The 14,913-nt window shown below is 68.9% G+C and carries 17 protein-coding genes; 7 read left to right on the top strand and 10 right to left on the bottom strand.

Annotated elements, in window-relative coordinates; translation table 11 throughout:
* Window positions 1-66 precede the first annotated feature (66 nt).
* Entirely contained in the window at window positions 67-789 is a 723-nt protein-coding gene (locus QMG73_RS08495; RefSeq protein WP_281893583.1) for a hypothetical protein, read from the top strand.
* A 12-nt stretch (window positions 790-801) separates the two neighbouring features.
* On the opposite strand, the gene QMG73_RS08490 is transcribed toward QMG73_RS08495, so the two are convergent.
* Window positions 802-1,509 carry an HAD family hydrolase gene (locus QMG73_RS08490; RefSeq protein ID WP_281893582.1) on the bottom strand — a complete coding sequence of 236 codons (708 nt, stop codon included), beginning with the start codon at window positions 1,507-1,509 and terminating at the stop codon, window positions 802-804.
* Between the two features lie 59 nt (window positions 1,510-1,568).
* Here QMG73_RS08490 and QMG73_RS08485 point away from each other — a divergent pair, with 59 nt between their 5' ends.
* Window positions 1,569-2,039, top strand: coding sequence for a hemerythrin domain-containing protein (locus QMG73_RS08485; RefSeq protein ID WP_281893581.1), 471 nt, complete (start codon window positions 1,569-1,571; stop codon window positions 2,037-2,039).
* A gap of 18 nt (window positions 2,040-2,057) precedes the next feature.
* On the opposite strand, the gene QMG73_RS08480 is transcribed toward QMG73_RS08485, so the two are convergent.
* Both QMG73_RS08480 and QMG73_RS08475 read right to left on the bottom strand, forming a co-directional pair.
* Window positions 2,058-3,113 (bottom strand): hypothetical protein, encoded by a 1,056-nt coding sequence (locus tag QMG73_RS08480; protein ID WP_281893580.1) that lies wholly within the window; start codon window positions 3,111-3,113, stop codon window positions 2,058-2,060.
* Between the two features lie 57 nt (window positions 3,114-3,170).
* Entirely contained in the window at window positions 3,171-3,665 is a 495-nt protein-coding gene (locus QMG73_RS08475; RefSeq protein WP_281893579.1) for a YcxB family protein, read from the bottom strand.
* A gap of 49 nt (window positions 3,666-3,714) precedes the next feature.
* Here QMG73_RS08475 and QMG73_RS08470 point away from each other — a divergent pair, with 49 nt between their 5' ends.
* Window positions 3,715-4,269 carry an SUKH-4 family immunity protein gene (locus QMG73_RS08470; protein WP_281893578.1) on the top strand — a complete coding sequence of 185 codons (555 nt, stop codon included), beginning with the start codon at window positions 3,715-3,717 and terminating at the stop codon, window positions 4,267-4,269.
* Here QMG73_RS08470 and QMG73_RS08465 read toward each other — a convergent pair.
* The 6 genes from QMG73_RS08465 to QMG73_RS08440 all read right to left on the bottom strand — a co-directional run bounded on the left by QMG73_RS08465 (window position 4,236) and on the right by QMG73_RS08440 (window position 8,968).
* Window positions 4,236-5,465, bottom strand: coding sequence for a hypothetical protein (locus tag QMG73_RS08465; RefSeq protein WP_281893577.1), 1,230 nt, complete (start codon window positions 5,463-5,465; stop codon window positions 4,236-4,238). The two genes, QMG73_RS08470 and QMG73_RS08465, sit on opposite strands and share 34 nt — an antisense overlap.
* 18 nt (window positions 5,466-5,483) lie before the next feature.
* A complete protein-coding gene (locus tag QMG73_RS08460) occupies window positions 5,484-6,134 on the bottom strand; it encodes a hypothetical protein (protein WP_281893576.1) in 651 nt (216 codons plus the stop codon).
* A gap of 20 nt (window positions 6,135-6,154) precedes the next feature.
* Complete coding sequence (locus QMG73_RS08455) at window positions 6,155-6,853, bottom strand: hypothetical protein (RefSeq protein WP_281893575.1); 699 nt, start codon at window positions 6,851-6,853, stop codon at window positions 6,155-6,157.
* A gap of 57 nt (window positions 6,854-6,910) precedes the next feature.
* Window positions 6,911-7,180: a hypothetical protein gene (locus tag QMG73_RS08450; protein WP_281893574.1), complete on the bottom strand. Its 270-nt coding sequence runs from the start codon at window positions 7,178-7,180 to the stop codon at window positions 6,911-6,913.
* A 69-nt stretch (window positions 7,181-7,249) separates the two neighbouring features.
* On the bottom strand, window positions 7,250-7,801 hold the full coding sequence (locus tag QMG73_RS08445) for a hypothetical protein (protein ID WP_281893573.1): 552 nt from the start codon (window positions 7,799-7,801) through the stop codon (window positions 7,250-7,252).
* A 24-nt stretch (window positions 7,802-7,825) separates the two neighbouring features.
* Window positions 7,826-8,968, bottom strand: a complete 1,143-nt coding sequence (locus tag QMG73_RS08440; RefSeq protein WP_281893572.1) for a DUF6923 family protein — start codon at window positions 8,966-8,968, stop codon at window positions 7,826-7,828.
* Between the two features lie 107 nt (window positions 8,969-9,075).
* Between QMG73_RS08440 and QMG73_RS08435 the strand changes: the two genes are divergently transcribed.
* Window positions 9,076-9,819: a bestrophin-like domain gene (locus tag QMG73_RS08435; protein WP_281893571.1), complete on the top strand. Its 744-nt coding sequence runs from the start codon at window positions 9,076-9,078 to the stop codon at window positions 9,817-9,819.
* A 72-nt stretch (window positions 9,820-9,891) separates the two neighbouring features.
* The gene (locus QMG73_RS08430) at window positions 9,892-10,770 is read left to right on the top strand and encodes an NADP-dependent oxidoreductase (RefSeq protein WP_281893570.1); all 879 of its coding nucleotides are present in this window, start codon (window positions 9,892-9,894) and stop codon (window positions 10,768-10,770) included.
* Here QMG73_RS08430 and QMG73_RS08425 read toward each other — a convergent pair.
* Window positions 10,767-11,741 carry a LysR family transcriptional regulator gene (locus QMG73_RS08425; protein WP_281893569.1) on the bottom strand — a complete coding sequence of 325 codons (975 nt, stop codon included), beginning with the start codon at window positions 11,739-11,741 and terminating at the stop codon, window positions 10,767-10,769. The two genes, QMG73_RS08430 and QMG73_RS08425, sit on opposite strands and share 4 nt — an antisense overlap.
* Before the next feature lie 142 nt (window positions 11,742-11,883).
* Here QMG73_RS08425 and QMG73_RS08420 point away from each other — a divergent pair, with 142 nt between their 5' ends.
* Both QMG73_RS08420 and QMG73_RS08415 read left to right on the top strand, forming a co-directional pair.
* Entirely contained in the window at window positions 11,884-13,293 is a 1,410-nt protein-coding gene (locus QMG73_RS08420; protein WP_281893568.1) for an LLM class flavin-dependent oxidoreductase, read from the top strand.
* Entirely contained in the window at window positions 13,290-14,909 is a 1,620-nt protein-coding gene (locus QMG73_RS08415; RefSeq protein ID WP_281893567.1) for an ABC transporter substrate-binding protein, read from the top strand. The genes QMG73_RS08420 and QMG73_RS08415 overlap by 4 nt, the downstream gene beginning before the upstream one ends.
* Window positions 14,910-14,913 lie beyond the last annotated feature (4 nt).

The following is a 14,913-nucleotide window of genomic DNA, read 5'->3' as shown; positions in this document are numbered from 1 at the left end:
CGATCGGTGATCGATTGGACTTCGGTGCGCGACGCGCGAGGTGACTCGGGTGCCATCGTCGGGGAGTTGCTCGACCGGCTCGGGCGCGAGCCCGATGCCGCCCTATGGGACGAGCTCGATGGCCGGCTGATCGTCGAGGCCGAATGCTGCTGCTCGGCCGGGTTCGCGGCTCTGCCCGAACTCGGCCGGCTCGCGCGATCCGATGCCGGCGAGCACCGCGACCGGGCGCTGGATATCGCCGCGGTGATCACACGCACGCTGCACCGATACCACGAACACGACGACCTGGTCCGGACCGATCCGCAGGCTCTAGCGGTGCTGCACCGCCTCGGCCAGGCCCGCCTCGCCGCACGGGCCGGGCCGGCGCTCATCGAGCGGCTGCGGGACACCCTCGCCTTCGCCGGCTACACCTTCTGGGCCTCGATCAGCCTTGACTTCACCGATGAGCATTACCACGTCAGCTGCCCCCATTGCCTTACGCGGCTCACGGTCGTCATCGGCGACTATGGGCATTACTCAGCGATCCGCGACTATGACGACGGCGACACCCACCATGTCCCGCTTTACCCCGCCCCGGCTCGCGAACTGGCAGGAATACGTCGCTGGATGCACGATACGGCCATCGCGGGCGGCGACGCGACCCTCGCTGACGGGCTCACCTACCTTTTCGGTCGGGCGGGATGCGGCATGTGCGGCAGCACGTTCAACCTGGCCGACTGGTTGGAAGCCGAAAACAGTCCCGAGCAGCCCATCGATCCGATCGTGCCGAGAACGGACCGCTCGAATTGACGCACGGCCGGACTAGGAGAGTGGCCGATTCCCGACCATCTGGAGAACCGTTTCCAGGCCGTGAACCGGACCATCTGTTCGAGGCAGGATCAACGTTCGGATCTGGAGAGGAACTCCGCCGACGTCGTCTCGTGGGCTGTCGCCGACCATCAGGGTCTGGCTGCCCGGAACGTCGAGTAGGTCCAGCGCGCGGGCGAAGATCGCCGGATCGGGCTTCACCAGACCCACCTCGAAGGACAGCACGACGCCGTCGAGTAGTTCGCTTATACCGGTGCGCTCGAGAAGCGGACGAATGTCCAACCCGATATTGGACAGCACCACGATTTTGACGCCGCGCGACTTGAGTTCACGAAGGACGGGGAGGGCATCGACGAAGGGCATCCACTGATCCGGCATCACCGCGTACAGTGCGGCGATCAGATCGGGTTTGATGCCGGGATACAGCGCGACCGTCCTGTTGAAAACGTCCCAATGACGATCGTGGCTCAGATCGCGTTCACTTCTCGGGTCGATCGTGTGTGCGTGCTGCCAGATGTGGTCAAGATACTCACGTAGGCCGGTGATCTGGTCGGCGCTCAGATCCGGCTCCGCGCTTCCGTCCGCGACCAGACGGCGAATGGCCGCGTCGATCCAGCGACCGGCGTCGCCGCCCTCAACCAGAGTGGCGTGGAAGTCGAAGATGACTCCCTTGATCGGTTCGGGCGCCCTGCTGATGATCATGCCACAGCCTAGCCCTTCTCGCCGCGCACGCTCGATGACGTCGTATCCTTTGTCTTCGCATGACCGAGCACGAGACGACAAGGCTCATCGCCTGGAGCCGTGAGCTTCGCCAGGTGCACGCGCGCCTGCGCGAGGCGCTTGTCCTCACCCGCGGCGCGGTTGCCGAAGGCCGGTCCGGCCAGGCGGCAACGCGCGAGCTGCTCCTGTACTGCCACGGGTTCTGCGCCGCCCTCGACGGGCACCATCGAGGCGAGGACCACGCCCTGTTCCCGGCGATCAGGGCGGCCCACCCGGAGCTGGAGCCCGTGCTCCGCAACCTCACCCAGGACCACTCGATGATCGCGCACCTGCTCGCCGGCCTGAGGGCAGCGGTCGATCGGGCCGCACCGGCCGCCGAGTTGGATCGTCACCTCGAGGGCGTCGCAGCCATTATGGAGAGCCATTTCCGGTACGAGGAGCGTCAGCTGCTTCGCGTGCTTGAGACGCTTTCGCTGGATGTGCCACCCGAGGAGGTCCTGGGCCCGCTATGAGAGCCGCTGGTTGGTCGCTCAGCGGGTTGGCGGCTTGATCCGGCGCAACCAATCGGCCGCCTCGGCGGGCGGTAGCGGGTCGTCGACGCGGCACAGCGGCGTCATCAGTGGGTACTGGCGGCCGGTGTTCCAGGTGCGCTGGTAAGGCTCGGGGTCGAGCACGACCACCCGTACACCGTCGAGGTGTGGGATGTCGGCGGGGCATCCTTCATTCCAGATCCACGCGCCGTAGGCGTCGACCAGGTTCCAGTTGCCGCTCAAGCCGCCAGTGGGCTGCAAATCATCGCCGGTGCCGGCGGCGGCCACCTCGACCGCCGTCGGTGGACGGCCCGGGAGCAGGCCGCGGGCCGGGTCGCCGATCAGGGCCGCGGCGAGCAACGTGTGCAGCTGGAAGTTGTCACCGATGCCGCCGATGGTCACGCGGTAACCGCGGCCAGTGCCGGCGAAGCCACGGTCCAGGACCACCAGTGGCTCGTCGTCGAGGACGCGCAGCAGTCCAGCCAGCCAGTGTGGCGTGCCGTAGACCTCGCGGACGGGTTCGATCGCGGCCGTGAGCCGGGCGCGTTGCGGAAGCATTGCGCGTACGTCGGCACGCTGGCACAGGTAGAGCACCGGCTGAACCCAGTGATCGGCGCAGAACCACGCCTGCACCAGCAGTTCGGCCTCGCGCTCGTCGAGGCCGTGACCGGTGAACCGCTCCAGCGTCGCGCCGATCTGATCGTGCGCGTCCGGGCTCGGCGGATCACCGAACGCTGCCCCGTACCGCTCGGCGAAGCGTGCGGCGGACTCCATCGCCTCCGCTGCCCGCTCGACGAGAGTCGGCACGACAGCGGCTGGGTCGGTGCCGTACTCGACCATGCCGCCGACCAACCTCGCCAGGTCGCCGGCGATACCGAACGGCAGGTTGAGCGCCGGTTCCAGGCGGACCAGGGCGGCTTGGACCTCGTCGGGTGTGGAGTTGGGTACCGCCTGCCCGATGCCTGGCACAGCGTCGCTGAATCCGTCGGGGTCGCGCTGGTCCATCGCTGCCAACAGGGCGTCGACTTGGCTGTGCAACGGCGGGGATGCGGTCATGCCGGCGAGCATAACGATTGTCGCCTTGCCGTGATCAGCAAGGCGGCCGAGGACGCCCTAGGGTAGGAGCAGTCCACGCTCGACGATGAAAGCGCGTAGCGTCTCGGCGTCTTCGGCGGTCATGAAGCCGCGTGGGATCACGGTTGCCGGCATCCGTCCGACGTACACGATCCAGAACTCGGGGGTTTCCGCCACCCGCTCGACTCCGTCCCAGGCGATCCCGGCTGATTCGGTGCCGCTGCGCATCATGATGTTGTCGTCGGTGATTTCGTAGCCACCGGCCACCGCGTATTGGCTGGAGCGGCGGCGGGCCCTGAATCGCACCCACGGCGAGTACATCAGGGAGAGCCAGCCTCCCATGACCAGACCCAGGCACAACGGCGAGGTCCAATGACCCCAGCCGGCCTGTCCCAAGGCGACCAGACCGATCAGCCCGACCGCTATCAGTACCGCGCCGATGTAGCTGTACCGACGCAGCCGAGCCCGGCCGAGTACGTCGGCCACCCGGCCCGGGTAGGTGGGATCGGCCGGGATGTCGAATCGAATACGCACGCCAGAACGATATGCCGGGCTCTGGCGCGGTGATCGTAGGCTCGGCGGAATGAACGCGTCGAACGAGGCAACCCTCGGTGTCGTGCTGGACACCACGGGGTTGGCGGCTGAGGTCACCGTGCAGGGCGCTCGGCTTTCGGTCATCGGCTACGTGGGGGAGCCCACTACCGAATTGGTCGCGGTCGACAGCGACGGCACGGTGTGGTCGTATTCGCCGAGCGGCGGCACCCGGATGCCGCTGAACTCGTCCGTCGACGCGCTACGCCGCTTCCTCGACCTGTTCGAACAGTTCTTCGCGGTCACCGACGCACCACCGCCGGCAACGTACACGGCGGAGCAGATGGCCGAGAAGCTGGCCGCGTTCCGGCGGCGGCGAGATCAAGCCGGCGGCCGCCCGGCCGGACAACCGCGAGGCTCGCGTCAAGCAGCTCAAGAAGGCGCTGAACGACATCGACGAACCCGCGGTCGCGGCCGCCTGGTGGTCGATCATCCTGGAACAGGTCGACGACGGGATCCTGTGAAGGCCCGATCCCCATGCGTGCAGGGCGCGTCCGCCGCATCCGTCGGGATTCAGGGCTTCAGCAGGGCGGTGCCACTGAGCTGACCGGTGAGGATGAGAAGCGTCAACACGACGATCGAGACGACGCCGAGGGAGCTCATCACCAGCTTGTGCCCGGTCTCCGCCGCGTCGGACGCTCGCCGGACCAGGGACCACAGGCCCTTGCGGGCGGGTTCGGTGAACTGCGGTGCCGGCGCACCCTCGGCGTCGAAAGCGTTTGTCAGGCTGTTGAGACTGGCGTAGAAATCGGGCCGCCCGGGCCCGATGAACAGGATCGACGCCTCGGCCAGGATCGTATCGAGCGACTGCGGCGCCCTCGCGGTCAGCGAGGTCAGGCTGGAAAGGTGTGCCCGCAGCCGGGCCGCGCAGCCGCGCAGCAGCACCGCGTTCGGATGTGGGGCCGCCGCGGAGTTGAGCCGGTCGGCGGCGCGTACGAGCAGGTCCGTGATGTGTGCCAACTGCCGCCGCTCGTCAGCGAACCGGTCGAACACGTGGCGCGTCGGCCGTACCCACGTGCCCGGCCGTTCCCGCGGTGTCAGGCGATGCTGGATGGCGTCCTGCGCCGCGGCTCCGGTCCAGATCTCGTCGATGAGCCTGCCCATCAGGAGCACGAGTGGAAACGTCAGGGCGGGACCACCGACGAGCAGCGCCGTGGCCAGACCCACGGAGCCGTTCGAGACCACGAGACGCGTGACGGCGAACAGCATCGACAGTCCGAGCGCGTGGAACACGATCGAGCTCCACCGCCGGTAGAGCATCACGGCCAGCACGCTTCCGACGATCGACGCGCGGGGCACCCGGTACTGGGAGAAGCGTTTGGTGGTTGCTTCCGTGAAGAACTCGCGCGACGCGCGCGCGAAGGTGCGCGCGTCGCGCGCCAGAACGACGTGGAACGCGGAGAAGCCGGCGACGGCGCAGGCCCAGACCGCCCAGGCCGGCAGTCCGGTCGGTGCGAGCGCGACGACGAAGGCCATCGTGACCGCGACCGATCCCAGACCGGCCCGGCTCAGCATGCCGCCGATGAAGTACGCGTGTTCGGTCTGCCCCGTCCGCATGTCATGCCCGAACATGCGGATGACCGTCCGGAACAGCCCCCACCGCGCTATCAACCGCATCCGGGCCAGGACGAAGGTGTCGAGCTCCATCCGCAGGAAGACGACCGCCAGGCCGAGCATCGCGAAGCAGACGAGGAAGACGGCCGGAACCGACAAGATCGCAATGACCGTCTGACGCGCGTCCATGCAGTGGTTGTAGCAGACTCAGTCGTCGAGCCACTCCAGCGCCGTCATGTCGTCGAGAAAGGCCCACGGGTCGACGACGAGGGTGACATCGTCTTCCTCGGGGTCCACGTCGTACGCCTGGGCCGGGCTCTGCGACACGTCGAAGCCGAACGCGCGCGGCCCGTCCTGGGCGATCACCACCAGGGTGGGGTCTGACGCGTCGGTCTCGGTCAGCGCCCGCCACTGTGCGCACGGCAACGGGCCACCGTCGTGGGAGTAGAAGTGGACGAGCCCGTCATGGATCGAGTACAACGTGGACAGTTCGATCGGGAAGCGGGCGGCGACGGGTGGCATCGCGGTGGCCGGCGCGAAGCCCCTCCACGGGGTCGACGTGCCGTCGGCGGACCGGAACAGGTAGACCAGGGACGCGCCGCGTTGGCGGGTACTGAGGACGGCGACCTCGTGCACACGGGTGAACCGGTCGACGGTGCGCGGCAGTACCGCTTGGGCGGGCTGCCAGAGTCGCGCGGTGAGTTCGGCGGCTGACCATGGCTGGGACATGAGGTCGACCCATCCGGCGGGCACGGCCGCGGCCGTCAGGTCGCTCGCGGGTGCCGGCAGCGGCAACCAACGCACGTCCTCTTCGAAATCGACGGCTTCCGAAAAGGATTCCAGTACCGACAGATCCACGGCTCTTGATGCTCCTTTGGCTATTCAGGTTCGGCTGGAGGTGGGCTGGGGAAACGGGGGATCGCGCGCAACGGTTCGAGGGTGCGTCGCTGTAGGGCGAACAACCCGGTCCACACGGCGGCGAACGCGGCCACGCCGATGAGAATCAGCACCACCGTCGGCGGGGTCGCGACCGCCAGGACGGCGAGCGCCACCAGCGTGCCGGCGACCGCCGCGTCGACGGTGCCGACCACGGTCGGCGTGGTGATCAGGAAGTACGGTGAGCTGCGCACGGTGGTCGGCTCGACGAGCGAGTACGACGTGGCGAAGCCGCGCTCGTCGTCGTACGGGCTGGTGGTGAAGTACGGGCTCAGCTCCGGCCTCATGGCCAGGTACGCGTTACGCAGCCGGTTCATCGCCAGCACGGTCTGCTTTTCGTCCCGGTTGATCTGGATGAGCCGGATGTAGGTGGCGACGCCGATGAACAGTACGACCGGCAGGATCACCAGCGCGAAGCCCAGCGCACCGCGGCCGAAGCCGCTCGCGTCGGCGAGCAGTGCGATGCCCACGGTGGCCGCCGAGAGCGTGGTCAGGAACACCGTGGTCCGCTGCTGCCCCTCGCTGAGCAGCAGGCTCCGGGCGGTGAGCAGGCTCCAGTGCTCGGCCGAGAGGATGGCCGCCGCGTCCGGGCCGAACGCCGGGGTGCCGCGCGTGGTCGGATCTCGATCGGTGGTGGACACGCCTCGATGATTCCCCACCGTCGAAAGAGGACCAAATACCCCTGATCCCGGGCGCGGTCAGTCGTCGGTGTCGTCCCACTCGTCGCGCAGTTCCTTGCGCAGGACGTCGGCCTGGACGATCAGTGCGCCGAGCAGCTCTTCCCGGTTGAGGCGATTGGTGGTGCGATACGACCAGCTGGTTTCGCCCTGGGCGTCGAGGAGCTTGATCAGCACGAACGCCTCGATGGCGGTCTCGCCCGGGTCCAGCGGGTGGATCTCAAGACCGCGCAGGACCTCGGCCACGGGAACTCGCTGCTCGCCGTTCGCCGCTCCAGAGTGGCTTCCCATCCGATCATGAAAGCACCCTGGCAAGCTGGCACGGCAGCCAGGACGGCCGCCGGTCGACGACGGATCGGGTCAACCCAGGAGCAGCGCGACGCCCAGCCCACCGGACCAGCACGCGAGGACCCCCGCCAGCGGCGCGAACCGGGACAACGACGGGGGCTCGCCATCGCTAACGGCATCGGTGGCCTGCTCACGGGCGAGTTGTATGCGCTCGTACAGGCGCTGGCTGCGGGTGGCGTACCGCGACGACGGCCGCGCCAGCCACCACACCCGGTCCAGGCCGACGTCGAAGCGGCGACCGCCCATCCGGAAGGCGAGCCGGTCTCCAGCGAACGCCGAGCGGGTGAGCCGGACCGACTCCACGCCGTTCCAGCGCGTTGCGACGACATGCCAGCCCGTGCGTAGGGCGACGCCGTGGGCGTTCCAGGCTGCTCGGGGCGCCAGGTCGAAACGCCATAGGGCCAGCGCCATGCAGAGGGTGGCCGCTGGTGCGGCCACGATGGACGGCAGGTGCGCGATCGTCCACCCTGCCGTCGGCACGACCGCGGTCAGTACACCGCACACGACGACGGCGAGCCAGCCGACTGTCCGACTTGGACCGATCGACGACCGCTGCCACGTCATGATCCGACGATAGGGGAGATTGGCTCAGCGTTTGCCGATTCTGGTTACGGGCTTGGCGAACGCGGCGCCGCCGAGACCGAGTACCAGCAGCACGATCCCGAAGCGGACGGTGGTCGTTCGATGGTCTCTTGGCGGCTCGACGACCGCGGGACGCTTCCGTGCCGCCTTCACGATCCCGGCCGGCGAAGGCGAGGCCAGCGAAGGCGAGGCCGGGGGAGGTGTGGCGGCTGGCGGCGACGGTCGCCGGATCGCAGGCCGCGGCACAGGTGGGGGGACGACTGCCTGCCGGCGTGGGGGAGCCGGTGTGGGCTTTGCCGGTGGCGTGGTGGTCGCGGGTGGGCGCGGCGCGGTGCGGCACCATGCCGCGTCGGAGCCGAGCAGGCCGCGGCCGCGGGTGAGGCGGGTCGCGGTGCCGTCCATGGTGATCCGGTACAGCGCGCCGCCGTTGTGGTTGTCCGTCGCGTAGAGGTGCTGGCCGGCGTCGTCGAAGGCGACCGCGCCGAAGAAGCCGTGCCCCGGTAGGCCGTCTACCGGTCGCTCGGTCACCGCGCCGGTCGCAAGGTCGACCCGCACCAGTCTGCTCGGTCCGCGTCCCCGCGTCGATACGGCGTAGAGAGCGCCGTCGCCCGGCCGGACGTCCCAGTCGCCGAAGCTGGGCAGGTGCGGCAGTGACCTGCGGCTGACCACCCGCAGGAATGAGGCGCTGCCGGGGCGTACGTCCACGGCCACCAGGTCGCCCTCGAGCAGGAGAAGGAGGCGGCCCTTGGCGATCGCGGCCACGTACGCCCTCGATACCGGGGCGGAAGGGACCCGGCCGAGGTCCCGAGTTTCACCTGCGGGGGTGATGGCCACGATGTGCCCGCCGTCCCCGATCGGGTGACCATTCCGCCGCGTCGCCACGCCGATGAACACGTGCCGCGCCACGTCGTAACCGACGGCGTTGACGGTGTGATCGAGGTGGGTGGCGGAGCGGGTCCGGCCGGTGTCCGGATCGACGGCGACGAGCCGCGACGAGTGGTGTTTGCGCACCGTGTGGACCTGGTAGAGCCCGCCGGTGCAGCGGCTCGTATCCGTTGCCAGGGCGGCGTGTGGGCGTACCGCCGCAGCCGGCGCGGCGAGCGCGAGCGCGCCCGCGGCCGGCAGTGACGCGGCCAGGGACGCGATCATTCGAAAGGCGACATATCGCTTTCGCACTGAAGACCTCATCTATCCTGGAAAACCCGAAGAGCACTGGAAAGCCCGAAGAGCGTTGGTTCATCCTAAGTGGAAGTGTGATGAATACATACCTGGTTGGAACGCTCTGGCTGGTCGGCGTATCGATCACCACCCTCGCCGTGGTAGTGGTCCTCCGGCGCTGGCGCCGCGACTCCCGCCCACTCGTCGACATCAGCGTGCTCAGCGCGGTCTTTTCCCTCGCGGGCATGCTGTTCGCGATCGTGGCCGCTTTCGTGTTCATCGATGTGTGGAGCAAGGCCGCGGAGGCGCGGGACGCCACCTATTCCGAGGCTCAGGCCGTGCAGTTGGTGGCCTGGTCCGCGAACGGCATGCCGGCGCCCGAACGTGCCGAGATGCTGGGGCTCACCCGGGACTACCTGCGCGAGGTCGTCGAGCAGGAATGGCCCCGGCAAGCCGCCATGGGTGTGGACGAGAACGCCCAGGGCTGGCGGCTGGTGCAGCGGATGCACGAGGTGGCGGCCCGCAACGTCGAGCAGGCGGAGGACGCCCCGGCGGCGGTGGAGTCGCTGCTGCAGGCTCGGCAGGAGCGGCTGGCGCAGGCCGACGCGCGGATCGGGGAGGCCACCTGGTTCGCGCTGCTGGTCGGCGCGGTACTGGCCGCACTGCCGATCTTCTTCTTCCCGTTCGACCGGGCACTTCCGCAGCTCGCGCTGACCGCGACGGTGGCCAGCATGATCACGTTGCTGCTCTTCACGATCCAGCAGATCGAGCGACCGTTCGCGCACGGCAGGGTGCCCGCGACCGCGTACGAGGAGACGCTCACCCGGATCTCACGGCCGTGAATGAAGCCCGTCTATAGTGGACGCGTGCTGGGGGTCATCGCGGCCGCGCTTGGCGGGCCTGAGGTTCTGCAAGTGACTGAGCTGCCCGATCCTGAGGCGCAGCCCGGGCAGGTGGTCGTGCGGGTCCGCGCGGTGTGCGTGCACCCCGCCGACGTCGCCTCCACCACGGGGCAGATCCCGCGCGGGCCGGTGATGCCACCGTTCCTGCCCGGGTGGGACATCGCCGGCGAGGTGGCTGCGGTCGGCTCCGACACGACCGACTTCCGGGTCGGTGACCGGGTCGTCGGGATGATCCCGTGGTACCTGACCAGGGGCGCGCCCGGTGGCTACGCCGAGCTGGTGGCCGCCGACGCCGAGTGGTTGGTGCCGCTGCCTGACGGGCTCGACTTCGCGTCGGCTTCCACGGTGCCGCTCAACGCCCAGACCGCACACCAGGGCTTGGAGTTGCTGTCGTTGGACCTGCTGTCCGACGGCAGCAGCATCCTCGTCACCGGTGCCAGCGGTGGTGTCGGCGGCTTCGCGGCCCAGTTCGCGGCGCAGGCGGGTTACCGCGTCGTCGCGCAGGCCAGCGACGGCGACGAGGAGTGGGTGCGCGGTCTCGGCGCCCACGAGGTCGTCTCCCGTTCCGCCGATCTGGCGGCGGTGGGGCCGGTGGCCGCGGTGTTCGACGCCGTCCCGCTCGGCGATGCGGCGGCCGCCGCCGTCGAAAACAGGGGATTCGTGGTCACCACCCGCCCGACACCGGCCATCGATCCGGCACGCGGTGTCCGCCAGGACCTGCAGCTCATCCGGCTCGACCGGAAGCTGCTGGCGGAGCTGGTGGAGCGGGTGGCGGCGGGCACGCTGCGCACGCGCGTGGCCGTCACCATGCCCCTGACCGAAGCCGCCGACGCACACCGCCGGGTCCTCGCCGGCGGCCTGCACGGCAAGGTGGTTCTGACGACCGGCTAAAGAGCTTCGAGCTGCCGCGACGTCCGTCGTGCGCGAGACCGCTGCTCCCGCGGCCTCACCGTCCGCGCTTCACGGTCAACCCCCGCGGCTTGCGTGCGTAGGTGCCGCAGCACGTCGAGTACGGCGGGGGACACCCGCGACTGGCGGCGGTGCAGTGCCACCATCGTGACGACCGTGGTGTCGCCGACCAGCGGCCGGGCCACGATCAGGCCGGCTCGTTCGAGTGGGTCGCCGAGCACGCTGTAGTCGGGCAGGACGGTGAGCCCGATACCCTCCGCGACCATCATCTTGCCCATCTCGGCGCCGTCGGTGGAGTGCCACGCGGCCGGCAGGTTGGAGCCGAACAGCCGGTGGGCGAACCGGTACATCAGATAGCCCGAGCGCATCGCCACGAAGCGTTCTCGCCGCAGGTCGTCGGCCGATACCTCCGCCTGGGTGGCGAGCGGGTGTCCCGCCGGCAGGACCGCGGCCGGGCGGCCCACGAGCAGGGGAGTGGGTTCGAGTTCGGGCGGCACGTCGTCGCCGTCGAGCAGGTTGACCAGGCCCAGGTCGAGGGTGCCCTCGGCCAGCGATACCTGGATCTCGTCCTGCTGCAGGTTGCGGACCTCGACCGCGGTGCCGCCGTTGCCCGCCTGGAAGGCCCGCACGGCGGGCAGGACGAGCGAGGCCGTGCCGGCGTTGACGGTGCCGATCCGCAGCAGCCGCCGGGTAGCGAGCTGGTCGCCCGCGGCCGCCTTGAGCCGGTCGACCGATTCCAGTACGTCGACGATCGGCTGGAGCAGTTCCCGTCCGGCGAGGCTGATCCGGGCACCGGAGCGGTGCCGGTCGAGCAGGGTCACGCCGAGTTCCTGTTCGAGCTTGCGGATGGCCTCGCTGAGGGCGGGCTGCGAGACGTGTAGCCGCTCGCTGGCGCGGCGCAGGGAGCCGTATCGGGTGACGGCGGCGAGGTACTCCAGCTGTTCGATACGCATGGCGCTCTCCGGTCGGTGATCGGGGACGGCGTCCGGGTGATCGGCAACACCTTCCACGTGAGGGCTTGCGCCAGAGTAACCTACTAACCCTATAGTTCTGATAGGGAATTCGTACGCCGCAAAACCCCTGGAGAGCCCGCCCGTGAGCCGGAACAAGCGCCTCATCCTCAACCTTTTCGAGATGAACTGTGTCAGCCACATCACCCACGGGTTGTGGCGGCTGCCGGACAACAACCGCGAGCGGTTCAACGACATCGAGTACTGGATCGAGCTCGCCAAGCTGCTCGAAGACGGCGGTTTCGACGCCGTCTTCCTGGCCGACGTGATCGGCACCTACGACGTGTTCCGCGGTTCGGCCGCCACCGCGATCCGCGAGGGCCTGCAGATCCCCAACAACGACCCCGCGTCGGTGGTACCGGCCATGGCCGCCGTGACCAAGCACCTTGGCTTCGGTATCACGTTCTCCACCACCTACGAGCCGCCGTTCGCCTGGGCCCGCCGGATCAGCACCCTCGACCACCTCACCAAGGGCCGGGTCGGCTGGAACATCGTCACCTCGTACCTGCCCAACGCCGCCCGCAACTTCGGGCACGACGGCGAGGTCGAGCACGACAACCGGTACGAGATCGCCGACGAGTACCTCGACGTGCTCTACAAGCTCTGGGAAGGCTCGTGGGACGACGACGCGATCGTCGCCGACCGCGAGGGCAACGTGTTCGCCGACCCGGCGAAGATCCGCCCGATCCACCACGAGGGCCAGTACTTCAAGGTGGAGGGCCCGCACCTGCCCTCGCCCAGCCGGCAGCGAACCCCCGTGCTGTTCACCGCGACCGCCAGCGCGGCCGGCACCAGGTTCGCCGGCAAGCACGCCGAGGTCGTCTTCACCGGCGGACCGAATGTCGAGAGCCTGCGCAAGACGATCGCCGGCATCCGGGAGGCGGCCGTCGCGGCCGGGCGGAAGGCCGACGACGTCCGGTTCGTGAGCATCGCCGGTGTCATCGTGGCGCCCACGGAGGCGGAGGCCAAGGCCAAGCTCGCCCGGTACCAGGAACTCGCCAGCCCCGAGGGGTACCTGGCACACGCCAGCCTGCCGTGGGACCCGACCGCCCTGCCGCCGGAGTTGAAGCTCAAGGACGCCGCCAATGGCGACGGTGGCGTCGGGCGCTGGCGCGTGTTCGACCCCGAGCAGACCGTCGGCGAGTTCGTCGCCGGCTTCGGCGACCTCGGCCGCCAGCCGCTGCTCGCCGTCGGCGACCCCGAACAGGTGGCCGACGAGATCGAGCGCTGGCTCGACGACGTCGGCATCGACGGGATCAACCTGCTCCAGTACCACTCGCACGACACCGTCCGCGACTTCGTCGAGCTGGTCGTGCCCGTACTGCGCGAACGCGGACGCCTGCGCGCCGAGTACGACGAGAACGAGACCCTGCGCGACCGCATCTTCGGCGAGGGCGACCGGCTGCCCGACCGCCATTTCGGCACCCGCTACCGCGGCGGAGCCCACCTGCCACACAAGCCTCACCTCCCAAACAAGAAGGAAGCACTCGTATGAGAAAGCCACTCGCCGCCGTCGCCCTGCTCGCCAGCGGAGCGCTCACCGCGTGTGGTGGCACCAGCGCGGTCGCGGACGGTGGAAACCCGACGACCGGCGGCACGATCATCTACGGGCACGTCCAGGAGCCGCCGTGCATCTTCGGCGGCTGGATCCAGCAGGCGTACATCTCCCGCCAGGTGCTCGACGGGCTCGTGACCCTCGACGAGGACGGCAGCGTCAAGCCGTGGCTGGCTACACAGTGGACGGTGTCGCCGGACGGTCTGAAGTACACCTTCACCCTCAAGGACGGCGTCACGTTCACCGACGGCACGCCCGTCGACGCGGCGGCCGTGGCCTGGAACTTCGACTACTGGGAGAACCATGGCGGCAACGGCACCGCGAAGGTCTCCATCGACCCGTACTACAAGGCCGCCACCGCCGTGGACGCCAGCCACGTCGAGATCAGCCTGCACAAGCCGTACCCGCCGTTCCTGACCCTCATCACCCAGGGCTACTTCGGCATCCAGTCGCCCACGGCGTTCAAGGCCCGCACCGAGAAGGAGAACTGCGAGAAGCCGATCGGCTCGGGCGGCTTCGTCGTCAAGGAGTGGAAGCACGGCGAGGAGGTCGTGCTCACCAAGAACCCTGACTACACCTCCTGGCCGGCCACCGCCAAGCACGAGGGTCCCGCGATCGTCGACGAGGTGCGCTGGAAGTTCGTGGCCGACGGGGTGTCCCGGTACGCCTCGCTGAGCACCGGGGAGTCGCACGTCGTCTACGAGGTGCCGACGGTGAACTGGAAGGACGCCCAGTCCCGGTACCAGACGATCCGCTACATCACGCCCGGCAAGCCGGTGTCCTTCTACATCAACACCAAGGTCGGTCCGTTCACCGACAAGCTGGTCCGGCAGGCGTTCGCGTACGGCGCCGACCGCAAGTCGGCCGTCGAGGCGGGCTTCCACGGGGTGATCCCGTACGAGGGCAACCCCGCCGTCAGCCAGGCCACTCCCGGCTACGACGCGGAGGTCGCCAAGGCGTACGCCTACGACCCCACCAAGGCGGGACAGCTGCTGGACCAGGCCGGCTGGACGGCCAAGAACGCCAACGGGATCCGGACCAAGAACGGCCAGTCGCTCACCATCAAGCTCGTCTACGGCGCCGGGTTCATCTTCACCCAGGAGGGCGCGACCGTCCTGCAGGTGCTGCAGGAGCAGTGGAAGCAGGTCGGCATCGACGTGACACTCGTCCCGGCGACCCAGGCCGAGCTGTGGGGCGGCAAGTACTCCGACGCGAGCACGTTCGACGCCACACCCTCGTACTGGACCAGTCCCAGCTCGGCGATCCTGTGGATCGTCTGGCGTCCGTCCACAGAGGCCAGTCCCAACGGCAGCAACCGGTCCTTCTACAACAACGAGACGCTGTCGCAGACGATCCAGCGGGCGAACAGCGAGCCGGACACCGCCAAGGCGAACGCCCTCTACGGCCAGGCGCAGAAGATCATCCAGGACGACGCGGCGGGGATCGGGCTCTACACCCAGAACTCCACGTACGCGATCGCCCCGAACCTGAAGGATGTCTGGCTGGAGAAGAGCCAGGGCGAGCCGGTGTTCTCCGACGCGTACTTCACAAGGTGATTCG

Origin of the sequence: Phytohabitans aurantiacus (assembly GCF_027923225.1) — a bacterium.
GTDB classification, from domain to species: domain Bacteria; phylum Actinomycetota; class Actinomycetes; order Mycobacteriales; family Micromonosporaceae; genus Phytohabitans; species Phytohabitans aurantiacus.
Note: the sequence above shows the minus strand (reverse complement) of the source record. Positions and strands in the feature narration are given on the sequence as shown.

Coding starts and splice junctions, on each gene's coding strand:
- QMG73_RS08490 (WP_281893582.1), bottom strand. CDS start 1,509: ATGATCATCAGCAGGGCGCCCGAACCGATCAAGGGAGTCATCTTCGAC.
- QMG73_RS08485 (WP_281893581.1), top strand. CDS start 1,569: ATGACCGAGCACGAGACGACAAGGCTCATCGCCTGGAGCCGTGAGCTT.
- QMG73_RS08480 (WP_281893580.1), bottom strand. CDS start 3,113: ATGACCGCATCCCCGCCGTTGCACAGCCAAGTCGACGCCCTGTTGGCA.
- QMG73_RS08470 (WP_281893578.1), top strand. CDS start 3,715: ATGAACGCGTCGAACGAGGCAACCCTCGGTGTCGTGCTGGACACCACG.
- QMG73_RS08465 (WP_281893577.1), bottom strand. CDS start 5,465: ATGGACGCGCGTCAGACGGTCATTGCGATCTTGTCGGTTCCGGCCGTC.
- QMG73_RS08450 (WP_281893574.1), bottom strand. CDS start 7,180: ATGGGAAGCCACTCTGGAGCGGCGAACGGCGAGCAGCGAGTTCCCGTG.
- QMG73_RS08445 (WP_281893573.1), bottom strand. CDS start 7,801: ATGACGTGGCAGCGGTCGTCGATCGGTCCAAGTCGGACAGTCGGCTGG.
- QMG73_RS08440 (WP_281893572.1), bottom strand. CDS start 8,968: ATGATCGCGTCCCTGGCCGCGTCACTGCCGGCCGCGGGCGCGCTCGCG.
- QMG73_RS08435 (WP_281893571.1), top strand. CDS start 9,076: ATGAATACATACCTGGTTGGAACGCTCTGGCTGGTCGGCGTATCGATC.
- QMG73_RS08425 (WP_281893569.1), bottom strand. CDS start 11,741: ATGCGTATCGAACAGCTGGAGTACCTCGCCGCCGTCACCCGATACGGC.
- QMG73_RS08415 (WP_281893567.1), top strand. CDS start 13,290: ATGAGAAAGCCACTCGCCGCCGTCGCCCTGCTCGCCAGCGGAGCGCTC.